Origin of the sequence: Mucilaginibacter sp. L3T2-6, assembly GCF_030519355.1 — a bacterium.
Classification (GTDB): domain Bacteria; phylum Bacteroidota; class Bacteroidia; order Sphingobacteriales; family Sphingobacteriaceae; genus Mucilaginibacter.
In genome coordinates this window covers 1-21031 of sequence record NZ_JAUMKC010000029.1, presented here as the reverse complement: position 1 = coordinate 21031, position 21031 = coordinate 1, and the positions used below count along the sequence as shown (strand labels likewise).

At 43.8% G+C, this 21031-nt stretch carries 21 protein-coding genes; 10 read left to right on the top strand and 11 right to left on the bottom strand.

Translation table 11 applies throughout. The annotated features are described in order from the left end of the window. Window positions 1–118: 118 nt before the first annotated feature. Together Q3W13_RS23235 and Q3W13_RS23230 are read right to left on the bottom strand one after the other, a co-directional pair. A complete protein-coding gene (locus Q3W13_RS23235) occupies window positions 119–412 on the bottom strand; it encodes a hypothetical protein (protein WP_302868104.1) in 294 nt (97 codons plus the stop codon). 407 nt (window positions 413–819) lie between these two features. Continuing rightward, window positions 820–2886 carry an HD family phosphohydrolase gene (locus tag Q3W13_RS23230; RefSeq protein WP_302868102.1) on the bottom strand — a complete coding sequence of 689 codons (2067 nt, stop codon included), beginning with the start codon at window positions 2884–2886 and terminating at the stop codon, window positions 820–822. A 277-nt stretch (window positions 2887–3163) separates the two neighbouring features. Here Q3W13_RS23230 and Q3W13_RS23225 point away from each other — a divergent pair, with 277 nt between their 5' ends. The 3 genes from Q3W13_RS23225 to Q3W13_RS23215 are packed head-to-tail and all read left to right on the top strand — an operon-like array spanning window position 3164 to window position 4694. After that, complete coding sequence (locus Q3W13_RS23225) at window positions 3164–4021, top strand: SPFH domain-containing protein (RefSeq protein ID WP_302868100.1); 858 nt, start codon at window positions 3164–3166, stop codon at window positions 4019–4021. Window positions 4022–4026: 5 nt separating this feature from the next. Beyond that, entirely contained in the window at window positions 4027–4530 is a 504-nt protein-coding gene (locus Q3W13_RS23220) for a hypothetical protein (protein WP_302868099.1), read from the top strand. Window positions 4531–4532: 2 nt separating this feature from the next. Then, on the top strand, window positions 4533–4694 hold the full coding sequence (locus Q3W13_RS23215; protein WP_302868097.1) for an Arc family DNA binding domain-containing protein: 162 nt from the start codon (window positions 4533–4535) through the stop codon (window positions 4692–4694). A 35-nt stretch (window positions 4695–4729) separates the two neighbouring features. On the opposite strand, the gene Q3W13_RS23210 is transcribed toward Q3W13_RS23215, so the two are convergent. Then, on the bottom strand, window positions 4730–7171 hold the full coding sequence (locus Q3W13_RS23210) for a TonB-dependent receptor (protein ID WP_302868095.1): 2442 nt from the start codon (window positions 7169–7171) through the stop codon (window positions 4730–4732). A gap of 209 nt (window positions 7172–7380) precedes the next feature. On the opposite strand from Q3W13_RS23210, the gene Q3W13_RS23205 reads away from it, so the two are divergent. Both Q3W13_RS23205 and Q3W13_RS23200 read left to right on the top strand, forming a co-directional pair. Continuing rightward, window positions 7381–8559, top strand: coding sequence for an acetyl-CoA C-acyltransferase (locus tag Q3W13_RS23205; protein WP_302868093.1), 1179 nt, complete (start codon window positions 7381–7383; stop codon window positions 8557–8559). Between the two features lie 9 nt (window positions 8560–8568). Continuing rightward, entirely contained in the window at window positions 8569–9483 is a 915-nt protein-coding gene (locus tag Q3W13_RS23200; protein WP_302868091.1) for a hypothetical protein, read from the top strand. A 76-nt stretch (window positions 9484–9559) separates the two neighbouring features. Here Q3W13_RS23200 and Q3W13_RS23195 read toward each other — a convergent pair whose 3' ends face one another. Together Q3W13_RS23195 and Q3W13_RS23190 are read right to left on the bottom strand one after the other, a co-directional pair. Next, a complete protein-coding gene (locus tag Q3W13_RS23195; RefSeq protein ID WP_302868089.1) occupies window positions 9560–10018 on the bottom strand; it encodes a hypothetical protein in 459 nt (152 codons plus the stop codon). A 92-nt stretch (window positions 10019–10110) separates the two neighbouring features. Further along, on the bottom strand, window positions 10111–10497 hold the full coding sequence (locus tag Q3W13_RS23190; protein ID WP_302868087.1) for a TraR/DksA C4-type zinc finger protein: 387 nt from the start codon (window positions 10495–10497) through the stop codon (window positions 10111–10113). Between the two features lie 179 nt (window positions 10498–10676). Between Q3W13_RS23190 and Q3W13_RS23185 the strand changes: the two genes are divergently transcribed. Further along, window positions 10677–11009, top strand: coding sequence for a cupin domain-containing protein (locus tag Q3W13_RS23185; RefSeq protein WP_302868083.1), 333 nt, complete (start codon window positions 10677–10679; stop codon window positions 11007–11009). A 58-nt stretch (window positions 11010–11067) separates the two neighbouring features. Here Q3W13_RS23185 and Q3W13_RS23180 read toward each other — a convergent pair whose 3' ends face one another. Together Q3W13_RS23180 and Q3W13_RS23175 are read right to left on the bottom strand one after the other, a co-directional pair. Further along, the gene (locus Q3W13_RS23180; protein WP_302868081.1) at window positions 11068–11619 is read right to left on the bottom strand and encodes a DinB family protein; all 552 of its coding nucleotides are present in this window, start codon (window positions 11617–11619) and stop codon (window positions 11068–11070) included. Between the two features lies 1 nt (window position 11620). Then, window positions 11621–12631 carry a glycosyl hydrolase gene (locus tag Q3W13_RS23175; protein ID WP_302868079.1) on the bottom strand — a complete coding sequence of 337 codons (1011 nt, stop codon included), beginning with the start codon at window positions 12629–12631 and terminating at the stop codon, window positions 11621–11623. Between the two features lie 118 nt (window positions 12632–12749). Here Q3W13_RS23175 and Q3W13_RS23170 point away from each other — a divergent pair, with 118 nt between their 5' ends. Both Q3W13_RS23170 and Q3W13_RS23165 read left to right on the top strand, forming a co-directional pair. Beyond that, window positions 12750–14321: a L,D-transpeptidase family protein gene (locus tag Q3W13_RS23170; RefSeq protein ID WP_302868077.1), complete on the top strand. Its 1572-nt coding sequence runs from the start codon at window positions 12750–12752 to the stop codon at window positions 14319–14321. Between the two features lie 140 nt (window positions 14322–14461). Continuing rightward, window positions 14462–14677 carry a hypothetical protein gene (locus Q3W13_RS23165; protein WP_302868075.1) on the top strand — a complete coding sequence of 72 codons (216 nt, stop codon included), beginning with the start codon at window positions 14462–14464 and terminating at the stop codon, window positions 14675–14677. A gap of 26 nt (window positions 14678–14703) precedes the next feature. Here Q3W13_RS23165 and msrA read toward each other — a convergent pair whose 3' ends face one another. Next, window positions 14704–15198 carry a peptide-methionine (S)-S-oxide reductase MsrA gene (gene msrA, locus Q3W13_RS23160; protein ID WP_302868073.1) on the bottom strand — a complete coding sequence of 165 codons (495 nt, stop codon included), beginning with the start codon at window positions 15196–15198 and terminating at the stop codon, window positions 14704–14706. A 271-nt stretch (window positions 15199–15469) separates the two neighbouring features. Between msrA and Q3W13_RS23155 the strand changes: the two genes are divergently transcribed. Then, window positions 15470–16501, top strand: coding sequence for a hypothetical protein (locus Q3W13_RS23155; RefSeq protein ID WP_302868071.1), 1032 nt, complete (start codon window positions 15470–15472; stop codon window positions 16499–16501). Window positions 16502–16587: 86 nt separating this feature from the next. Here Q3W13_RS23155 and Q3W13_RS23150 read toward each other — a convergent pair whose 3' ends face one another. Both Q3W13_RS23150 and Q3W13_RS23145 read right to left on the bottom strand, forming a co-directional pair. Continuing rightward, window positions 16588–17160 carry a dihydrofolate reductase family protein gene (locus Q3W13_RS23150; protein ID WP_302868069.1) on the bottom strand — a complete coding sequence of 191 codons (573 nt, stop codon included), beginning with the start codon at window positions 17158–17160 and terminating at the stop codon, window positions 16588–16590. 37 nt (window positions 17161–17197) lie between these two features. Next, a complete protein-coding gene (locus Q3W13_RS23145) occupies window positions 17198–17695 on the bottom strand; it encodes an SRPBCC domain-containing protein (RefSeq protein ID WP_302868068.1) in 498 nt (165 codons plus the stop codon). 284 nt (window positions 17696–17979) lie between these two features. Here Q3W13_RS23145 and Q3W13_RS23140 point away from each other — a divergent pair, with 284 nt between their 5' ends. Beyond that, a complete protein-coding gene (locus tag Q3W13_RS23140) occupies window positions 17980–19209 on the top strand; it encodes a hypothetical protein (protein ID WP_302868066.1) in 1230 nt (409 codons plus the stop codon). A gap of 317 nt (window positions 19210–19526) precedes the next feature. Here the strand turns inward: Q3W13_RS23140 and Q3W13_RS23135 are convergent, their stop codons facing one another. Further along, window positions 19527–20564: a virulence RhuM family protein gene (locus Q3W13_RS23135; protein WP_302868064.1), complete on the bottom strand. Its 1038-nt coding sequence runs from the start codon at window positions 20562–20564 to the stop codon at window positions 19527–19529. Window positions 20565–21031: the final 467 nt, after the last annotated feature.

Sequence of the window (21031 nt, the reverse complement as noted above, 5' to 3'; positions counted from 1 at the left end):
TGTAGATTTTATTGAAAAAGAAATTCATTGCTGCTAAACGTAAATACAATTTATTATAAATTATCTAGAAATTGTATGAGTCAACCAATTGGCAATTAATCCAATCCAGGACACTTTTTTAGTAGGCTGAACTAAACGGGGATAAGGAGCCTTGTTGTTCCAACGTGTTGTTCATAGCCGACTCCGTCACCGGCAAACGCTCCGCCAGCAGGGGGTGGCTGGTATCCGCGCCATCGCTAACCCGGGCTTGTGCTTGGTTTAACGGTAGGGATAAATGAATATGGTTTGAATCATCTACCGTTATTAAATTCAAAGAATCTCCATCTAATTCTATGATTGCCTTATAATTATTCAATGCTTTAATCGCAGGGATTTTAACGGCGCCGCATATTTCACTTTGCTTTGTTATCAAATATACTTCTTCATCTAGCTATAGCCTCGACATCGGCACGTAATTCCTCTTCGGAATGGCTATCATAGCTTTTGTTAAATTTCTTTACTTGACAATTGAATCCCTCATAAAACTTCTTTTTAATCTCATCAGTTGCCTCCAGATCCAAGAAGCTTTCTTTCTCGACATTTAAATTGAGAGCTGCATTAAGCATAGAAATATAGTTTCTAAATTCCTTCCTACCATTGTTTTGTCTTATTAATAATTATTTTCTTTTCATTATAGTAAGATTTTGATTTACCATTTTGCATGCGCGGTCGTCCCGAAGGATAGGTTTGTCCATTGTAAGAGTATACACACCATGCAGAAATTAGAATGATATAACGGCAACTTGTCAAAAACAAATCAATTATGTACCGTAGAAAACCTTAATAATCCATTCTTACGTGGTAAATGCTCATCAGCATTCGCTTAAATATGGTTTTGATGGTCTCAATATCCTTTAGGGTGATATCGCTGTCTTTAAGCTGGTTTTGGTCGAGCTTGTATTTTACGATACGGTCAACAAGATTGCTGATAGACTGTTCGTCAGGTTCTTTTAATGCCCTGGAGGCTGCTTCTACAGAATCGGCCAGCATCAATACGCCGCCTTCTTTAGAGAAAGGCACCGGCCCGGGATAACGGAAGGTATTTTCATCAATAAATTTCTCGGGGAAATTCTTTAGAAACGACTGGTAAAAATAATCCACCCTTGTGTCGCCGTGGTGGGTGCGGATGAAGTCGATGACGATCTCGGGCAAATTCGCCTTTCTTGCCATCTCAATGCCCTGGCTTACGTGACGGATAATGATCTGGGCGCTTTCCTGATACGGCAGCTTGTCATGCGGGTTAAAACCGGAAGTTTGATTTTCGATGAAGTAAAGCGGGTTCTCCATCTTGCCGATATCGTGGTACAGGGCCCCTGCCCTAACCAGCAACGAATTGCCGCCGATAGCATATATGGCATTCTCGGCCAGATTGGCTACCTGCAGCGAATGCTGAAAGGTTCCCGGCGCGGTAAAAGCCATTTCACGCAGCAAAGGTGCATTGGTATTGGTAAGCTCGATAAGCGTAATATCTGATGTAATAGCGAATATTTTTTCAAAAATGTAAATCAGCGGATAAGCCAGTAAGGTAAGCAATACACTCACCACAAATGGCACAAAATCCATCCAGTCGATATTGCGAACAGACCCTTCGCGGATAAAAGTGATACCCAGGAAAGCCACAAAATAAGTAAACGTGATGATCAGGGCCGACATTAAGAATTGTTCGCGCCGGATGAGGTTTTTAATGCTGTAGATAGATACCATGCCCGCCGTTATTTCAAAATAGGCAAATTCGAAACTATTAGGCACAAAAAAGCCAGCGATTAATACCACCAGCAGGTGTATGTTAAGCGCCAAACGGGTATCAAACAAAATGCGGATGATAATAGGTACTATACAGTACGGGATATAATAAAGGTTAGGCAATTGCAGTTTAATAGCCAGCGAAAGCGTAAACACCATAGCAGTAATTACCAGCAAAATCAGGCTCACCAGGCGGTTATCGGCATAAATGTCTTTCCGGAACAGGTAAAGAAAGACAATCAGCAAGGTTATGGCTATCGCTACCAGCAAAAACTGGCCGAGCAGTACCAGCCAATGGTCGCCGTTTACACGGGCATTATCTTCGAATGCTTTTTTAAAAGACAGCAGTTTCTGGTAAGCCTCATCACTCACCACAGAGCCCTTGGCTATAATAACTTCCCCTTTTTGCACCATGCCCCGCGTAATGGAAAGGTTATCCACCGCCTCTTTTTCAAGTCTTGAAGTCAGCCGGTTATCATATACCAGGTTCGGCTGCAGGCGGTTGTTAATTAAATCAAGCAGAAAGGCTTTATCCAGGTCTTTGTGTGCAGTTAAAAATTGATCAGCGTAGTCTATTGCCTGCTGCTTGGTGTACAGGTCCGCGGTATTTTTATCGGTCGCCAGGTTAAACGTCAGTATGGTTACCTTGTAATTTTCTGAATTTTGCTGGTATTTAGGATTAGGGTTGTACACCCCTTTATCGTACAGCGATTTCAGCAGGTCGTAGCCGGTTGTTGCATATTTTTGCTTTTTGTTATCAGGTATGCCTGCATTGTGCCATTTCACTTCCAGGTCGTTCTTAAAGCCTTCCAGTTGGTGGGTTACAAGACCCGTATTAGACTGATAGATAGGCGTAATACTGGCTAGTGCTGTTTTCTGGTCGTTCTCAATTTCCTGCTGCGTTTTTAATATGGCGAAGTTATAAGGCGACACCAGGTCTTTTTGATTCCAAATGCGGCCTTTCTCAATATCATAGCTAAATTTTGCTTGTTTGGGCAAGGTAAAAACTATTACGCATACGCTCGCGAGCATCATTAAGAATTTGATATTACGGGAGTATTTGCGGAATAATGCCTTTTGACGCGAAGCAGATAGTTGTGCCATGTAGATCTTTCTGACACAAAAATAAAGTTTTTAAAATTAACTATCGCTTTTTAACAGCTGGGCCGACGGAGAAAACGCAGGGTATGCCGCAAAACTTTATATCACAGCCGAGCCGCTTAGCTCAAAGCCGGCGGCCGGCCATGTCAGCAATCCGTCTCCATCAAAAACAGGCAATAGGTCATCAGCAAACTAACAGACTGAAAACCTGCTGTATTTTTTTGTTTTTATTAAAAATACATGATAGCTTTGTGATATCATTTTAAAATCAATTTAAACCATGAACACCGAAAAAATCATTAACCCTCCGTCGGGTTATCTTGTGTTTGTTTTATTCCTGGCGCTTATTGGCGCCGCCATATATTCATTTGCAATAAAATCGCCGGTAACAGGCGCTGTCATCCTGGCGGTAAACTTCATTCTTGTGCTGCCGGGTCTGGTGATTGTTAATCCAAATGAATCAAAAGTATTGACGCTTTTTGGCAAATATGTGGGGACTATCAAGAAGGATGGTTTCTTTTGGGTAAACCCTTTCACCGTTAAAAAGAAAGTGTCCCTTAAAGCATTTAATTTAAACGGCCAGCAATTGAAGGTGAACGACAGTGTTGGTAACCCCATCGAAATTGCAGCAGTAATAGTATGGCAGATAAAAAATACCGCGAGCGCCGTTTTCGCGGTAGAAAATTACATCCAGTATGTAAACATCCAAAGCGAAGCGGCCGTAAGGCATTTGGCCAACTCATTCCCCTATGATAACATAGAGGATGAAAATGCTGTGATAACCCTCCGCGGCGGTGCAGAACAGGTGAGCCACATGCTGGAAAAGGAATTGAATGAGCGCCTTGACCGGGCCGGTATCGAAGTGCTGGAAGCCCGCATTTCTCACCTGGCCTACGCGCCCGAGATTGCCCATACCATGTTGCAGCGCCAGCAGGCATCGGCTATAATTTCAGCAAGAAGGCTTATTGTTGAGGGAGCCGTAGGTATGGTTGAAATGGCTTTGCAGCGCTTATCAGACCAAAACATAGTAGACCTGGATGAAGAACGTAAAGCTGCCATGGTGAGCAACCTGCTGGTAGTACTATGCGGCGACAGGAGTGTGAACCCGGTTGTTAACACAGGCACCCTTTACCATTAATACTTATGTTCAGCAAGCTTAATACGAAAATCAACACCTCGCTTGCATTAGTACGCGATGGCTTATTCAGCAGACATTATGTATTGAAGGATGACAGTGCTGTTTTTGGCGAAATGAATTTTCATACACCCTGGGTTGTATTCTTCGAAACGGCACAAGCGAAACTTACACTGGCGCCTGCCGGACTATTTTCGCGCACTATCAACATCCTTGATAAAGGCGATCAGGTTATCGGCTCCGCGCACAGGCCATGGCTGAGCCGTAAAGTTAATTTAACTCTGCAAACTGGATTCAAGGCCATTTTCTATCGCCGTAATATATTTTCCTGCGAATATACCTGGGAAGCCGATGGTATTGGTGAAGTGCTGCAGATCAGTTCGTCTATCTTCAGCTGGACAGATTCAGTAACCATTCAAAATAGCATGGCGCCACAAACGGTTATACCAACGCTTATATTTTTAGGCAGATTTTTAATAACATTGAGGCGGCGCAAGCGGGCAGCACATTAATTATGGCCGAAAAAAAAGCATTCATATTGCGCATTAACCCCGAAGTGCTTAAAGAGCTGGAGCAATGGGCTGCAGACGAGTTCCGCAGCACCAATGGCCAGGTTGAATACTTGCTGCAACAGGCTTTGAATGAGCGGAAAAAGAAAAAGAAGAAGGACACATAGAGACGCAATATAATACGTCTCTACATGATAAAGCCCTAATGCGCCCTGCCCTGTTCGCTATCTGCGCCGCCCGTATCACGTCTTGGCGGCGTTTTAACTGATTTGCCGAAGCTGTAGGTAAACGCCAAGGTTGCTACCTGGGTATCCAGGGTATTATGGTAAGTAGCCCTTGCGCCAACTATATTGGTAATATTGCCGCTGGGGCTAAACGTGTGAAATATGTCGCGCATGCTTAGCTTTACGGCACCCTTGTTGTTTAATATTTTTTTCTGGACGGCAGCATTCAGCATACCCATCGGCAATGGCTCAAACTGGCCGTAAGTACCGCGGCCATTATAAAAACCGCTCAGCTCAGCGCTCCAGGTTGAGGATATAGCGAACTGGTTATTCCCATTTCCCGAAAACGTAACTTTCGACTGGTCGAGGTAGCCCGTATAAAACGCACCCTGGTATGTATTCCTGAACACTTCGGCATATAGATTTACCGTCCACCATTTAGCAGGATGAAAATTGGTAGTTACCGAAAAATCCAGTGTTTTCCGCTGACCGATATTGCCGGTGGTACTTATAAATACATCGCCGCTTTTATGTATGGTTTCGTTCTGAATGTCGGAAGTATAATTGTACGAAACTGCTACTGTAAGCCAGTTTCTGTAACTATAAGCCAATTTATAGTTGTCGGTAAATTCCGGTTTCAAAAAAGGGTTACCGGAGAAATAAGTATATTGATCTACAAAAAAGGTAAATGGATTTAAGCTTCCATAATTGGGGCGGCCAACACGGCGACCGTACGATGCAATCAACACTTTATGCCCTGCGGTATCCAGGTTATAAGAAAGATACGCCGTTGGGAACAGGTTGGTATAATGGTTGGCAAACGAAGAATCCGGCTTTTGCGCATTACCCAGTTGATGCCCGTTTCCATTTGTATTTTCAACCCTTAAGCCCGTTTGTAATGAAATTCGGCCAAAGTCCTTATTAAAATTAACGTAAGCCGCATTAATATTCTCCTTATATAAAAACCGGTTGGTGTTATTGTAATCGATGGTACTAACACTATTAACCACATTGAAATAATTGGCGGCGTTATCGGTATTTACATAGCTGCTTTTTACACCTGCTTCAAATTTGGCCTTGTTCTTCAGCGGATGCGAATAATCTGCTTTTGCTGAATAAATATTAATAAACGATGGCAGATCATCATTCAGGATAGTCTGCCTTGTATTGGTGCCGTCCGGTAGAATGGTATTATTCACAAACAATTGATTGCTGCCGGCAACATCGTGTATATAATCAAGATCAAAAGCCAGCTGTCGCCCGGCGCTGTCAAATTTGTGGGTATAATTTACATTTATACCATTGCTATTAAACTTATTTTTTGAAGTATTTTGCGTATAAATGGTGGAATCAAGACCGCCGCTCTGTCCATACAAAAGACTATAAACCGGACTATTATCAAACTGGCGCGATATATCGCCCGTATAAACTATGCCCCAGGTTGTTTTAGGTGTGGCATAAAAATCCATTCCAACTTTCAGGTTGGTATTGTGGCTTTGCGGGCGGAAATAGGAAATATCTGCCAGTGACGATGTCGGGCTGGCAGGGTCTAGGTAAAACCTGTCAATCTCCAGCCGCCTGTGTGTGCGCTGTTCATTGTACGATAGGTTGGCGAACAGGTTGACCTTATTTACACGATAATTCAGGTTCATGTTTTCACTGCTGTGCCCGTAAAACCCCTGTGAATAATCGGCAGATATAACTGCGTTAAACCCTTTAATTTTGTTTTTTTTGGTTTTTATATTGATAACGCCTGCATTGCCGGCTGCATCATATTTTGCAGGCGGGTTATCCATCAGTTCTATTTGGTCTAAGGCCGATGAGGGTAACGAGCGCAGGTACGTCGCGAGGTTGGCCGCGGAAAGATAGGTGGGCTTATCGTCCATCATTACCAACACGCCGCTTTTTCCTTTAAAGGTGATGTTGCCGTCAGCATCCACCTGCACGCCGGGTGTCTTTTCCAGCACTTCAAGCGCATTGGTGCCGGTGTTTGATATCAAGGCGCCTACATTAACTACCGTGCGGTCAATCTTTTGCTGAATAAATGACTTTTGCCCGGTTACAGCCACTTCCTTAAGGGTTTTGCCTGCCGGCGATAAAATAAATCCGGGAAGGCTAACCTGCTTTTGGTCAGCCAGCTGAATGGTGTTACTTAAGTAATTCTGGTAGCCTATATAGCTCACTTTTACAAGGTAGGTCCCGCTTTTTAAGTTCTGGAAGTTAAAGCCGCCGTCTTTTTCAGCAAGCTGGACATTAACTACAGAAGAATCTTTAGCGACAATCAAAGCAACAGTGGCGCCGTCCAGCGGCTTTTTGGCTTCATCGAGAACGGATCCGGAAATTTTACCGGTTTGAGCATCGGCAAAGTTGAATAACAGAAGAGCGAACAGCGTTAAAAAAATCAGGTATCGTATTTTCATGCCTATAAGACGACGATACTAAAAGCTTCGTTACCAAAAAAAAACATTTAATATCTTGGTAATCGTAAGGACGTGGTATACAGCATCTTTAATAATACCATTCGAAAACGAATCCGCGAGGCGTAAATATTGCGTCTCCACGACAACAAAACTATGCATGCATAATAAAAATAATTACCTTTGCGTCACCAATTCAAAAACGTCTCATCATGAAAGAAGTAGTAATAGTATCGGCAACCCGTACACCTATAGGCAGTTTTGGCGGCAGTCTGGCTGGGCTTTCGGCAACCCAGCTGGGCAGCATCGTTATAAAATCGGTTATTGAAAAAGCTGGCTTAAAGCCCGAGCAGTTGCAGGAAGTATTCATGGGCAATGTATTATCGGCTAACCTGGGCCAGGCGCCCACCACTCAGGCTGCCATATACGCAGGGTTGCCGTCGTTACCCGCTACAACTATTAATAAAGTTTGCGCATCGGGTATGAAGGCTATTATGCTCGCCGCACAAAGCATAGCCTCGGGCGGGAACGACATTGTTGTGGCCGGCGGCATGGAAAGCATGAGCAATGTACCTTACTATCTCGACAAAGCCCGCAACGGCTACCGCCTGGGACATGGGCAAATTACCGACGGCTTGGTAAAAGACGGTCTTTGGGATGTTTATAACGATTATCACATGGGTTCGGCGGCAGAACTTTGTGCAGTTGAATGTAACGTAAGCCGCGAAGAACAGGATGCCTTCGCAATTGAATCCTATAAACGCTCGCAGGCAGCACAGGCGGCCGGCAAGTTCAAAGAAGAAATAACCCCGGTTGAGCTAAAAGATAAAAAAGGCGATGTAACGTTATTTACTGACGATGAGGAACCTAAGGCTGTCAAATTTGATAAAATCCCATCTTTAAAGCCAGTATTCAAAAAAGAAGGCACAGTTACGGCAGCTAACGCATCAACCTTGAATGACGGCGCAGCGGCGGTTGTTTTAATGAGTAAAGAGAAAGCTGATGAACTAGGCATTAAGCCGCTTGCTAAAATAATTTCTTTTGCTGATGCGCAACAGGCGCCCGAATGGTTTACCACGGCTCCATCAAAAGCAGTTCCGCTGGCACTGCATCGCGCGAATCTGTCAGCAGATCAAATCGATTTCTACGAAATAAATGAAGCTTTTTCGGTGGTAGCTATCGCCAACAACCAGCTTTTAAAACTTGACCCGGCCAAAGTAAATGTTAACGGCGGAGCTGTTTCATTGGGCCATCCGCTGGGGGCATCAGGCGCGAGGATAATCGTTACCCTGCTAAACGTATTAAAGCAAAATAACGGCAACTACGGCGCTGCCGGAATTTGCAACGGCGGCGGCGGCGCCAGTGCAATGATTCTGCAAAATTTTCGTTAATTAGGGGTGATGAAAAATGCCCTGATTTTTTGCCTGGCAGTAGCCCTGATGCCACGGCTTGTTTTAGCCCAGCATTCTGATGAAAATGGCCGCTTAAAACAACTGAACCTGTACCAGGATACGCTTATTTCGCTCGGAAAAAAGTTTATTAATGACGAGAATGACCTCGAGCGCAAAAATGCCAATTATGCCTTCATCAGGGTGCTGGTAAGCGCACTGAAAATGCCTAATTCATTTCTGTATGGGTTCGATTCAGTAAAATCTATCAATGTCATCAACTCGCCGGACAACCGGTTTCGCATTTTTTGCTGGCACATCCAAAATAACGACGGAAGCTACCGCTTTTATGGTACCGTGCAATTAAATACCGGCGGCAAACTTAAAATGTACCCTCTGGAGGATTATTCTCCTTTGACAAAAAATCCGGAAGATACCGTATCTGACAACCGCGGATGGTATGGCGCACAGTATTACAAAATAATTCCCGTGTACAACGCACCAAAACCCTATTATGTACTGATTGGATGGAAAGGATATACCGCTGAGGCCACGAAGAAGGTAATTGATGTCCTGTCATTCAATGATGATAAAATACAGCTGGGCAAGCGTGTTTTTGATGGTAATGGCAAAAGCCGCGACCGCGTGATATTTGAGTACAACCGCGAAGTTTCTATGCTGCTTAAATATGTTCCGGAACAAAACCTTATTGTGTTCGACCACCTGGCCCCTCCCGATCCGAAGCAAAAGAATGATAGAAAAAGCTACGGGCCGGATTTAACCTATAGCGGTTACAAGCTTAAAAACGGGCGTTGGGTTTATATTGATGAGGTTGATATGCGCAATGTCCCCGAAAGCCGTGATGAAGAATACGTTGACCCTAAAAAACAAGCGGCGATGGACAGAGCATCGGTGAAGCACAATTGATATTGTAGGCTTACGGTACGTGGCAGCTATAAATGGCTTGCCTTTGATCAATCAATTTTCAATTAAATTTTCGCTTTTAAACGGGCCTCCGCTTTACCGGTGAAACAGATTTTACAATCGTCTCTCCTTTTATAACTTGTTTAACCGTCTTTTGCCTGCCGACAGAATTTTCATAAGCCATGGCCAATAATTCCTTTACATATTCGGCCGGAAAATCATGTATCGTGCGCACCTGGAAGTAGCGGTACTGTGATCCATTACCAATCAGTAGCTTTTGCCGGTCGGGAAAGTCAACGCCCCTGTTAAAACCGAAATTTACATGATCGCTAACTACAGCGAGACTGCAAAATACGTCGCCTGCCTTATCAGTCGGCGACCAGCCCAATGCCACCGCATTGTAGTTATCATAGATCAGTTCGTTGGTTTGCGGATATAGATCCCATACAAACTCACGCAGCCAAAGTGTTGTAGTTTTAACGCTGTCGGGATAAGGCAGCAGGAACTTCATTAAATCGCCTGCGGTTTCTTTAGGCATCGTTTAATTTTTGGCATGCAGATATAAATTTAGAAATAAACCCATAAAATAGCAAAGCCCCTTGCGGGGCTTCATCCTTTCTATTCAATCAATCAATTTTGTCTCAATTTTGCTTCCATACATAAAGTAGTGTGTGGTACGGCCATTAGACGTTGCTTTTCTATCAGTTTGCCGGTTGCCCGGCAAATGCCATAGGTTTTATTACCAATCCGGGCCAGCGCAGCATCCAACTGCTCAATAAACTTTTTCTGACGGGCAGCCATCTGGTGGATGGTCTCTTTTTCAAGCGTAGCAGCGCCATCGTCTATAGAATGGTAAGCGCCGCCGGTATCGTCAGTGCCGTTAGGGTTGTTATTACTTAACGATGCGGTAAGCGCTTCAAATTCTTCTTTAGCCACAGCCATTTTATTAAGGATAATCGCCTTAAATTCTTGCAGGTCGCTGTCCGGGTATCTGTTTGTCAAGGTATTTGTTTGCATGTACCAGAAACGCACTTGCAATGGGAATGTTTGAAGAGTTGGGAAACTTTTTTTCAACTAGCTATAAATGAAAATTATCGCTTAACGCAGCTGCTTCGGCACTTTTCAAAACCTGCGGTAACTTATCGATGCTATAGTTTACCAGCAATAAGGGATAATTTTTCCGCTATCTTTGGTTTATGAAATCAACGGTAGCGGAGGCATTACAGAAGCTTGATGGAAGCGACGGCGCCCTTTTTGTTAAACTGATGGAGCATGGCAGCATGTCTGTAGAGATCTATCGCCCGGTAGAAACAGACAGGCAAACACCGCACCTGCAGGATGAGTTATATGTCGTTATAAGCGGAACCGGCTATTTTATGAATAATGGCGAATACTCCCCTTTTGGCCCGGGTGATATACTTTTTGTTCCTGCAGGGGCTGAACACCGTTTCGAAAATTTCAGCGAAGATTTCGCTGCCTGGGTGATATTTTATGGGCCGGAAGGCGGGGAAGAAAGGCGGCAGGCTTGAGTTCCCGGTAAGGATTACGTTTTTTTTAAAACCGGCACAGCTGTGCTTCGGGCGCACTTTAAGTGATCAGCCTCGAATCGGTGTTATTCGCAAACCTGTCCGCCAACACCTTCACTGTCACCAGCAATTGCCCCGCGTGCCGCATGGTATGCTCTGCTGAATGTGTATAAAGCCCGTTAACGGTAGATGGCAGTTTGGCCCGGCCTACAGCCCTGAAATCCGTAAGTGTTGATTCATCGGTGCTTTTTAGTTGATTGATACAAGCGTCGACCTGTTTATTAAATATATCGAGTAAAGTACCGGTGCTGTACTCCCCCGCCGGTGGCTTTCCTTCAGATTTTAAGTATTCCAATTGCTGCTGCGTTAGCTGGCCATCGGAGGCGTAAGTAAATAACCTGTTTAAAACACCGGCCAGGTGCTGCAGGTGAAACCCTGGCGAAGCGAGTCCCGCAGGTTTTTCCCACAGCAAAGCTTCAGGAAAATCTATCATTAGTGCATTAATCTCCTTTTGCGCCTGTAACAAGGCATGAGCAACCGGCTGTAATAAGGCCGGGATGCCCGGCAGAGGACCGCGAAGCCAGACTTCGGGTTTATTTTCTGTATTGCTCATCTTACTTCAATTTATCCTTAACCTCATCGTGACTTAACGTTTGCGGCAGGTTATAAATTTCCTTAACGCGGTCATGGGTGTTATCGGTCCATAACCAGCTTGTCCAAACCATAAACCAGGTCCACTGCGGTTGTACGCTCAGTATTTTGGAATTGGGCAACTCGCCGGTTTCGGTAAGTGCTATAGGCTTGCCGTTAGCCAGTTTCAGCAAGTCGTTGTAATCCTTCTGTTCGTAATCGAAATGATACACGTCTGCGCCTAAAATATCCACGTAGTTAGGGCCCGGATAAAAATCTTTATAGTCATACGCTTCGTCGTATGGAATATCGCGCGGCGCATTGGCTCCCCAAACCCATAGCAGATTGTTTAAGTGATGGTAATTGGTATACCTGTCGTACATCATCTTCCACAGTTTACTAATACCATTCGCGCCTTTTCGGTTGCCCCACCAAAACCAAACACCGTTCATTTCGTGATAGGGCCGCCATAATACCGTTACTCCGGCATCCTGCAGCTGTTTCAGATAACCGGCAACGACATCAATTTGCCCAATCCATTTATTATAGAGGGCCGTTCCGGGGGTAGTCAGTTCTGTCCACTGCTTATCTGTCAGCTTGCCTTTTACATTTTTCTCAAAATCATACGGAGGGTCCTGCGTTGGATTGCCCTCGTGCCACATCAGGGTTACCAGGTAACCATCTTTTGCCTTTTTGATAGATTCTTCTACTATTTGCGGACCGAGGTCCTTGTCGCCCCAGTTCATAAAATCGCTACCCCAAACTGCCGGATATTTGCCGGTAATATTCTTTGCACTGTCTGAAAACACATTCCGGTCGCTGTTATAATTTTGTTGACCCGAAAGAATGTATTTGCCCTTAATACTGTACAAAAACCTGAGTATCTTTTTCGTCCCGGTGGTGGCGTCAGCATTCACCGGTTGATAATTCTGGGCATTTAAAAGCCCGCAGGTTAAAAGAAATAAAACAGGCAGGATGATTTTTTTAATTGGCATACTTTTTTATATAGTTACTGCGAACTATCAATAGATGTTCAAAACTAACAAAAATCTGTTACTAAGTAATTAAACGCGGTTTGGCAACAAAGCGCTATATTTGAGGCAATTAATAATTATGACTTTATCTACCCCGGCAAAGAAGATTGCCGTCCCCTTGCTGATCATTTGTTCCTTATTTCTTACACTACAGAGTTGTAAAAAGAAACGTCCGGAAATCGCCACATTCTTTTTTAAGAAAACACACAATAAAGTTTTCAGAGACTTTACGCCGGAAGGTTTTGCCGTATCTTTTAAACAAGAGCTTGACAATCAAAAACCGGATTTAAAATACGCGGACTTTATAAAAGACTATTACAGCAAAAACGGTTATACACCTGAGCTGGTAATGAAGCATTTGTTCAATAATGACTTATTGACCGCTACTGACTATTTCATGAAGGCTGATGAGCATGGCCTTGATGCCAATATGTTCCAGGCTGACAAACTTCATATGCTTATAGATGAGTTTAACAAAAAGGGCGGGATCAAAAAAATTGATGATGCATACCGCCAGTTAGCCAGGCTTGAAATAACCGCCGCTAATTCACTTATAGCTTATTCTAACGCATTGCAGTATGGTGTTGTTAATCCTAAAGCTATTTACCGGCGTTATTTTCTGGCCACCAAGCAACCCGACAGCACATCGATGCTGCAGATATACCGGACTGCGGATATGCGCGCCTACCTTGATAGTGTGCAACCTAAGGATCCGCAATACCTCGCCCTGCAAAAAGCCCTTGCGGCCAAATATATAGCCAACGGCCGCTCCGGCGAAGAATCCATGCGGATGCTGCTGGTTAACCTGGAACGGCTTAGATGGCGCAATAAGCCTTACGAAGACAAGTATGTGATTGTCAATATCCCTGATTTTATGCTTAATGTAATTGACAGCGGAAAATCGGTTTTAAAAATGAAAGTTTGCGTTGGCCAGGGCCGTAATATGGATAACGCCAATACGCTTGCTGCCTACAACGACACCTGCAAAGTTGACAAACCGAATGACCATGAGACGCCGCTTCTTAACAGTATTATCAATTATGTTGAGGTAAACCCAATATGGAATATCCCTGAAAGTATTGCTTCCAAAGAAATATTAAAAGAAGCCGCCGATGACCCTTACTATCTCGACAATAAGGGTATCAATGTTTACAAAGATGGCAAACTGGTGAGCAACCCGGAAGATATCGACTGGACTAAAATCACCAAAGAAAATTCGCCCTACGAGTTCAAGCAACGGCCTGGTGAAACAAATTCGCTGGGCAAGATTAAATTCCTGTTTAAAAACCGCAGCAACGTATATTTGCACGACACACCGGTTAAATCCGCCTTTGCGTTGAAAATGCGTGCGGTAAGTCACGGCTGCGTACGCCTGGGCGACCCGAAGGGACTGGCATTCAAATTGTTCGGGCCCGGGGAGAAATTTGACGAAATATCAAAAGATATGGACGATGATAATCCCGATCCATCAGACATCACCCTGCCAAAGAAAACACCGGTTTACATCACCTACATCACCTGCTGGCAGGATGAGGCTGGTCAACTCCAGTTCAGGAACGACGTTTACGGGCAAGACATTGTATTGTGGGAAAAGCTGCAAAAGGTTGTGCATCCGGCCGATAAAAATGCCGCGATGATCTCCAAGAACTAAGGGATTCCCGAATTATCGTGACCACCTTGTAGCTTCATGAGCAAAACAGGTGCGGCTCGACTGGATTTTCGCGCCTGACACAAAAGATTAAACAACAAGTGGTATCAATATTGCATTACAACATTTAATAATTGTATGCTATGAAAAAACTACTTTTACCACTCGTTTGTCTGTTATTTGCTACTTCTTTGTCTGGTTGCGGACTAATGGAGGATGCATTTAAAGCAGGCTTCATCATCGCTATTATTCTTGCCGCACTTGTAGGGTTGCTGATCTGGATATTGAATACCAGCTACAAGATGCTTTCGAAATACTTTCCGGCCATACGCGTATTTGACGGTTTTTGGAACGAATAGTAATGTGTTAAACTGGCGCTAGCCTCTTAATTCCCCAGTGTCCACTCCGGTCTTTCGTAGTGGCAGGTGTAACCATACGGATGTTTCTGCAAGTAATCCTGGTGCTCTTCTTCCGCATTCCAGAAATCACCGGCGGGCACAACTTCTGTTACAATTTTGCCGGGCCATTTACCGGAAGCCTCCATTTCGCCTATCAATTTTTCGGCTGTCTGGCGCTGTAATTCGTCCAGGTAAAAAATAGCCGAACGGTAGGATGTGCCGATATCATTGCCCTGCCGGTTACGGGTGGTAGGATCGTGTATCTGAAAGAAATATTCAAGTAATTTGCGGTAAGATATTACGGATGGGTCAAATACAATTTCGATACCTTCGGCGTGGGTGCCGTGATGGCGGTAAGTAGCATTTTTTACATCGCCGCCGGTATAGCCTACTACGGTCGAAATAACACCGGGCTGCTGCCTGATCAATTCTTCAACACCCCAAAAACAACCACCGGCCAGTATAGCTTTTTCAGTACTCATATAAATTATTTTGATAGATAAATATAATGTAAAGTTAGCGCTTTATAAGCCGGATGGCAAGGGCTGAGTCAGCTGGCTTGGTAATCTAAGTGTAGTTTTTAGGATGAATAATGGCTTAAATATGGTAGATAATCATGCGGAAGGACAAGTGGGCCGGCAACCGGGTTTTATGATCCATACCGATGGTCAAATTGGTAAATTTCCGGTCACTGGCAACTATATATCGTTTACGGACGTCATGCTGTTAAAGAACTGAAATACTAAGTGTAATATGAAGATTAAATTAAGACATTATGCCGCTCCCCTGTTATTTTTAATTACTATCGCAGTTATCTTTTCTGCATGCCGCAAGACCCCGGTAAAAAAAGACCCCGGTGAAATAGGCGGAACGCCACCACCTTCCGGCCACTGGAAAAGAGTTACGGCACTGCCCGAGGGGCGAATACGGGTTATCGAGGTTGCCAATGGAATGCTATACGCTGCATCTGAACAGGGCGTTGTGTACATCTCTACCGATGGTCTGAATTGGACCGCCTCCACTCCCATAGACCGTGCCGGCGCTATTACAGCTTTGACAGTGTTTAATAATAAACTATACGCAGGCACCGAGCTTTACGGCATTTTTGTGAGCGATAACGGCGGCCAAACGTGGTCCAGCAGCAGTTCAGCGCTCCGCAGTGCATCGTCCTTTGCCATATTGAACGATACACTGTACAGTGGGTCATCAGAAGCCGACGGCGTAGCGGCGCTTGACGAAGCCCATAATCAATGGCTCCCTTTTAAAAACGGCCTGCCCACCAATTATAACCTTGATGTGCAGAAACTGATCCAGGCAGGCAATACCTTGTTTTCGGTACAAGGTGTAAACGGCAATTATTATGTTTACGATAAAAGTGCCGGGAACTGGACCGAGAAGTATTTCTTTAACTCCACTTATAAGCCGGGACTCAGGGTGACCGACATCATCTATGATTCGGGTTTGCTTTTTGCAGCCTACAATAATGCAGTACTAATCAGCGATGGTGCTGGCAGCACCTGGTCGTTAGACACGGTTGGTTTGAAAAAAGGGCCAAACCCATTTGAACGCCGGGCCTTATACGCCGGCGCGGACTCCTACTATACACTTAATTATTCCGAAGGAAAGGGCACATGGCTGCAAAAGAAACACAGGCCGTTGCCGGGCTCGTCATGGGCGGCCAATGAAGAATTTTTACCCGATGTGCATGGGTATGTTGTTCGGGAATTTAAGGGGATGGTTTTTATGGCGACGGACAGCGGGGTGTACTGGGAGCCTTTACATTAAAGATAAAAGCATAATTAAATGACCCAATAAAACTAAAGGCTTCATCCTTAGAACTTTCGTCCGATGAAGCCTTTAGTTGATAGCTTTTACTGTCTGTCAATGATGTAGCTTAATTCGGTTACGCCATTGGTAAATTGCCTGGTAGCTAATAGTTTCAGTTTCGTTTTGTCTTTTATATTGGCAAACAGGGGGATGCCTTCGCCAAGGATTACCGGGTTTACAAACAGCCAGTAGCCATCAATCAAATTTTGCTGCATAAGTGCGTGCGTTGCCGTCGGGCTGCCAAAAAGCGCTATCTCACTGCCCGGTTGTTGTTTTATTTCATTCAATCTGTCCGAAAGATTGTCGCTGATAATAGTTGTGTTGGGCAGTTCCTCCCCTTTCATTGTTTTTGATAAAACTATCTTATTCGCCTGGTTATACCATTGTGAATGTTCAATATCGTGCTTGCTGGCACCGGGCTTGTTGCCCGCTTCGGGCCAGTAACTTTGCATCATGTCATAGGTTACCCGCCCGTATAATGCTGTGTCCGTTTCACTGATCCGCTTACCCACGTGATCAAACAGTTCTTCATCAACTTTAATCCAGTTCATTTCGCCATTCGGGCCTGCAACAAAACCGTCGAGCGATATGTGCATAAATGAAATTATCTTTCTCATATAGTCTATTTTGGTTGTGTATGGTTGTTGAAATTAATTAGCTAGCCGACCATGTTAACAGCATTTCGTCCAGTTGTTCCAGTGCTACGGTAAATCCTCCTTTAAAGCCGTCAACTATCCGGTCAAAGCGCTCGCGCGACGCATTGTTGATGGTAATACTAACCTTCGTCCTGCCGTTTTGTTCATTAAAATTCAAATCCCAGTCCGAGCCCGGCAATTCGGGCTTTTCGTTTTCGTCGGCAAAAGTATTATAGGTTTTAAAATTAGTTTTTGGGGTAATTGAAGTGAATGTTTGCAGCATCCACCGCTCCTGTCCGTCGGGCAGTATCATGGCAGAGAACCTCCGGCCGCCAACTTCAAAATTCATAGCAATTGTTTTCGAAACACATGGTTTTGGCCCCCACCATTTATCGAGCAACTCAGCTGTAGTCCAGGCTCTCCAAACCAGATCGATACCGGCATTAAATTCGCGTATCACATAAACGGTTTTATTTTCCTTATCTACAGAAAAATCAAATAAAAGGTCATTATTCATCTTTTTGTTCTTTTATAGTTGATAATAGGTCGTTAAGCTGACCAAAACGAATCTCCCAATTTTGGAGAATTTGAAAATTGCCCGCCGTAAATCTAACGCAACTGATTGGTTTCGCAAATTATTATTTTGTTTTTTTTGACTGATTTGTGAGTAGCGGACCCATATATTTATACTATTAGTTAATATTTGATAACCACCTGGTAAGCAGGTTATTATTTGAATATTTGTTTGCAAAAATGAATTTATCTTTCTACATTTAATATACTTAAACTATTAATTAAACCTTGCACAAAGCCAGCCGATCAGGCATGGGCGTTATCCAGGAACGTATTTTTATGAAGCTACCCGATCTGCTTAAGAAGAAAGATGCCGGTTCTTCAAAGGGCGCCGCGCAGGCTAACCGGCTAAAAAGCGATGTGATGCCTGTGCTGGTGTTTTGCACCGTAACAGGCATGGCAGGCTTTATTGCGCTGATGTTCTGCGGGCATACTGCGGCTTCCAGGGTTACTGCCGTGATGTGGATGCTGGCTTGTTTCCTCAGCGGCAATATGACAGGTTTCTTATTTGCGATACCCAAAAACAGTGCACCTGCCCAGCAGAACGCCACTGCTGCCGCTGGTGGTCAACAACCTGCAGCCGGTAATGCCATGCCCTATACGCCGCTGATCAACAATAACCTCATCGAAATTTCCGACTGGCTAACCAAGATCATTGTCGGCCTGGGCTTGGTGCAGCTCCGGGAAATACCGGGTTTTATGTATAGCCTGGCAACAAATCTCGCCATGGGTTTCGACCCGCCCAACAAAGCCACAGACGACCTGATGGCCCGGGCCTACGCCTTAATTGTAGGTTATTTTATACTCGGGTTTCTGTTCGCCTACCTGGTGATGCGATTGTACCTGAGCGGCGAAATGATCAAAGCCGACCAGAAAAATTATTCGGGCCTGCAAGACCAGGTAATTGAAATTAAAGCAAAAATGGAAAACCTGCAGAGCGCCCAATCTGTGCTGGGGCAGAAGGTTGCGCAGCAACCGGCCAATCTGCCGGGGGCCGTAGACAAAGAGGCTGCATTGCAACAGCTGAAAGCAATGGCCGACGAATACACCGGCGTCAGGATTGCAGACTATAGCGCCCGCGTGCAGAAAAAGCAGGAACTTACAGCTGCCATGGCCAATTACGCAGCCGACCAGCAAATAACCAAGGACGATATTATTGCCTACAACAAAACCTATCACAGCGACGGCCTGCTGATCGCCCTCGCTATGCTGGTTACCTTAAAGCCGGAAAGCGGTGATGTTGACCGATTATTGCGTTTCGGCGTGCAAATAAGATTAAAACATGTCCGTTATGTAACGCTCAACGCCATTGCCAAGCTGATGGAGAGCAAACTGGTTGCCGCTCCGCAGATAAACGCACTGAAAAACCTTATCGCCGCCTATCGCATCAATGCCGACCCATCGCTGCTCACCAAATGCGATGAAGTTAATTCGTTGTTGAATAGTTATCAGCAGTGAAGATTTGAATATCACCATTGACGGAGCAGACTGAATTTCTTTAATAAAAAGACCTTAAGCCAACCATACGTTCAACTTACGGTAAATGCTTAGCGGAGACAAGGGCGTAGAGTTAGAACCAATCCTGGCCAGTTTTTTGGAAACGAAGATTATTAACCTTTACTCACAGACTGCTTGATGTGGTTGATACCATGGAAAAGTCAGATAAAAGGGCAGGGCAAACGCATCTAATGAGATAGTCACGATTTAATCTGACAGTTACAATAAATTAAAGAACGTAACTGAGATTAGAATAATGACTATCTCACTTAAGTGGTTTAAGAGCCCCTTTGTCTATCTTTTTTCTTATTCGACTTTATTTTTTTAATCTCTTTATCGAAATCGCTTTCAAAGTTTTGATCCTGTATCACCCTAAATTTATCGTACTCTTTTTCAGCTAATTTTATTGCTACTTCATGGCTTATCTTTCCAGCATCTTTAAGGATCTGATATTCGTTGAATTGCAGGAACGCGTCTAAACGGCTTATCCAATCACTCATTTTCATAGGTATCTGCCTTGATGCTTGTAATTCTGCAAAGTCAAGATACATAGTAACCACTCTTTCTAATTCTTTAATCTCCTTTTCTATTAGGTAGTTTTTCGCTATCCCTACATCACCTTTTAGTACTTTGCCGCTGGGTGCATTTTTGAAAGTCTGGAGACCCATATTCGGCTTATCTGCACTTGCTCGCTCTGCAATTATTTGTGCAGCGGTTTTACCTGAAATAGCAAAGTGTAGTTTGTTTTGAACCGTCTTAAAAAACTTTTGCGTTATGTCAGCATCTTTATTGTAATCAATGCTACACTGCTCATATATATCGGTTATTTTAAGATAGAAACGTCTTTCGCTAGCGCGTATCTCTCGAATGCGCTCTAAAAGCTCATCAAAATAATCTTTACCGAAACGCTTGCCTTGTTTCAAACGCTCATCATCTAGGACAAAACCTTTAACAATATATTCTCTGAGGGTTTTTGTTGCCCATATCCGAAATTGTGTAGCCTGTAAACTGTTTACGCGGTAACCAACAGCGATAATAGCATCGAGATTATAGAAGTCTAACTCTCGATTTACATCACGGTTACCTTCTTTCTGAACTACTCGAATTTTTCGAGTAGTTGCAGTTTCATTCAGTTCGCCGGTTTTGAAAATTTCTTTTAAGTGATAAGTTATTGTGTTGCTCTCAACCCCAAAAAGTTCAGCCAAACGCTTTTGAGTTAGCCAAAAAGTTTCATCATTAAAAATCACTTCAATTTTTACGTCACCAGTCGGGGTATTGTAAAATATAATGTCGTTTGATTGTGGCTGCTCACTCATTTAAAATTGTCTTAATTATCGCTGCAAATATGCCTTCAACTCCAAATTTACGAATTTTCTATAAGTGAAATCTTTCGCAGTGAAGATGGGCGATTTAATGGAGAAATGAATGTCAATTTTAAGCAATGGCCCTGCCATTGGGTAGCGCTTGGTTCGTTTCATAAAAAACGAAAGGGCAAAAGACTTGGTTATTTTTAGTGTTATTTAAGGTGAAAAAATTAGTCCTTAACACTACTGCTTTCAATGAGTTGTTTCCTAGTAACCATCTGAAAAACAGAAGCTTCAAGCATTTTCAGAGACCTAAGGTAAGAAACCTTGATAGGTCTCCGAATAGGAACCTAGAATGGTGCACTTTAAAAGACTATTTTGGAGGGTAAATCATAAAAAAACGAGGCCGTCTCATAACTAGTTTATGAGGCGGTTTTTATATTAATGGTTTTTTATTTTAGGTGTTTGAATTTTGCGCA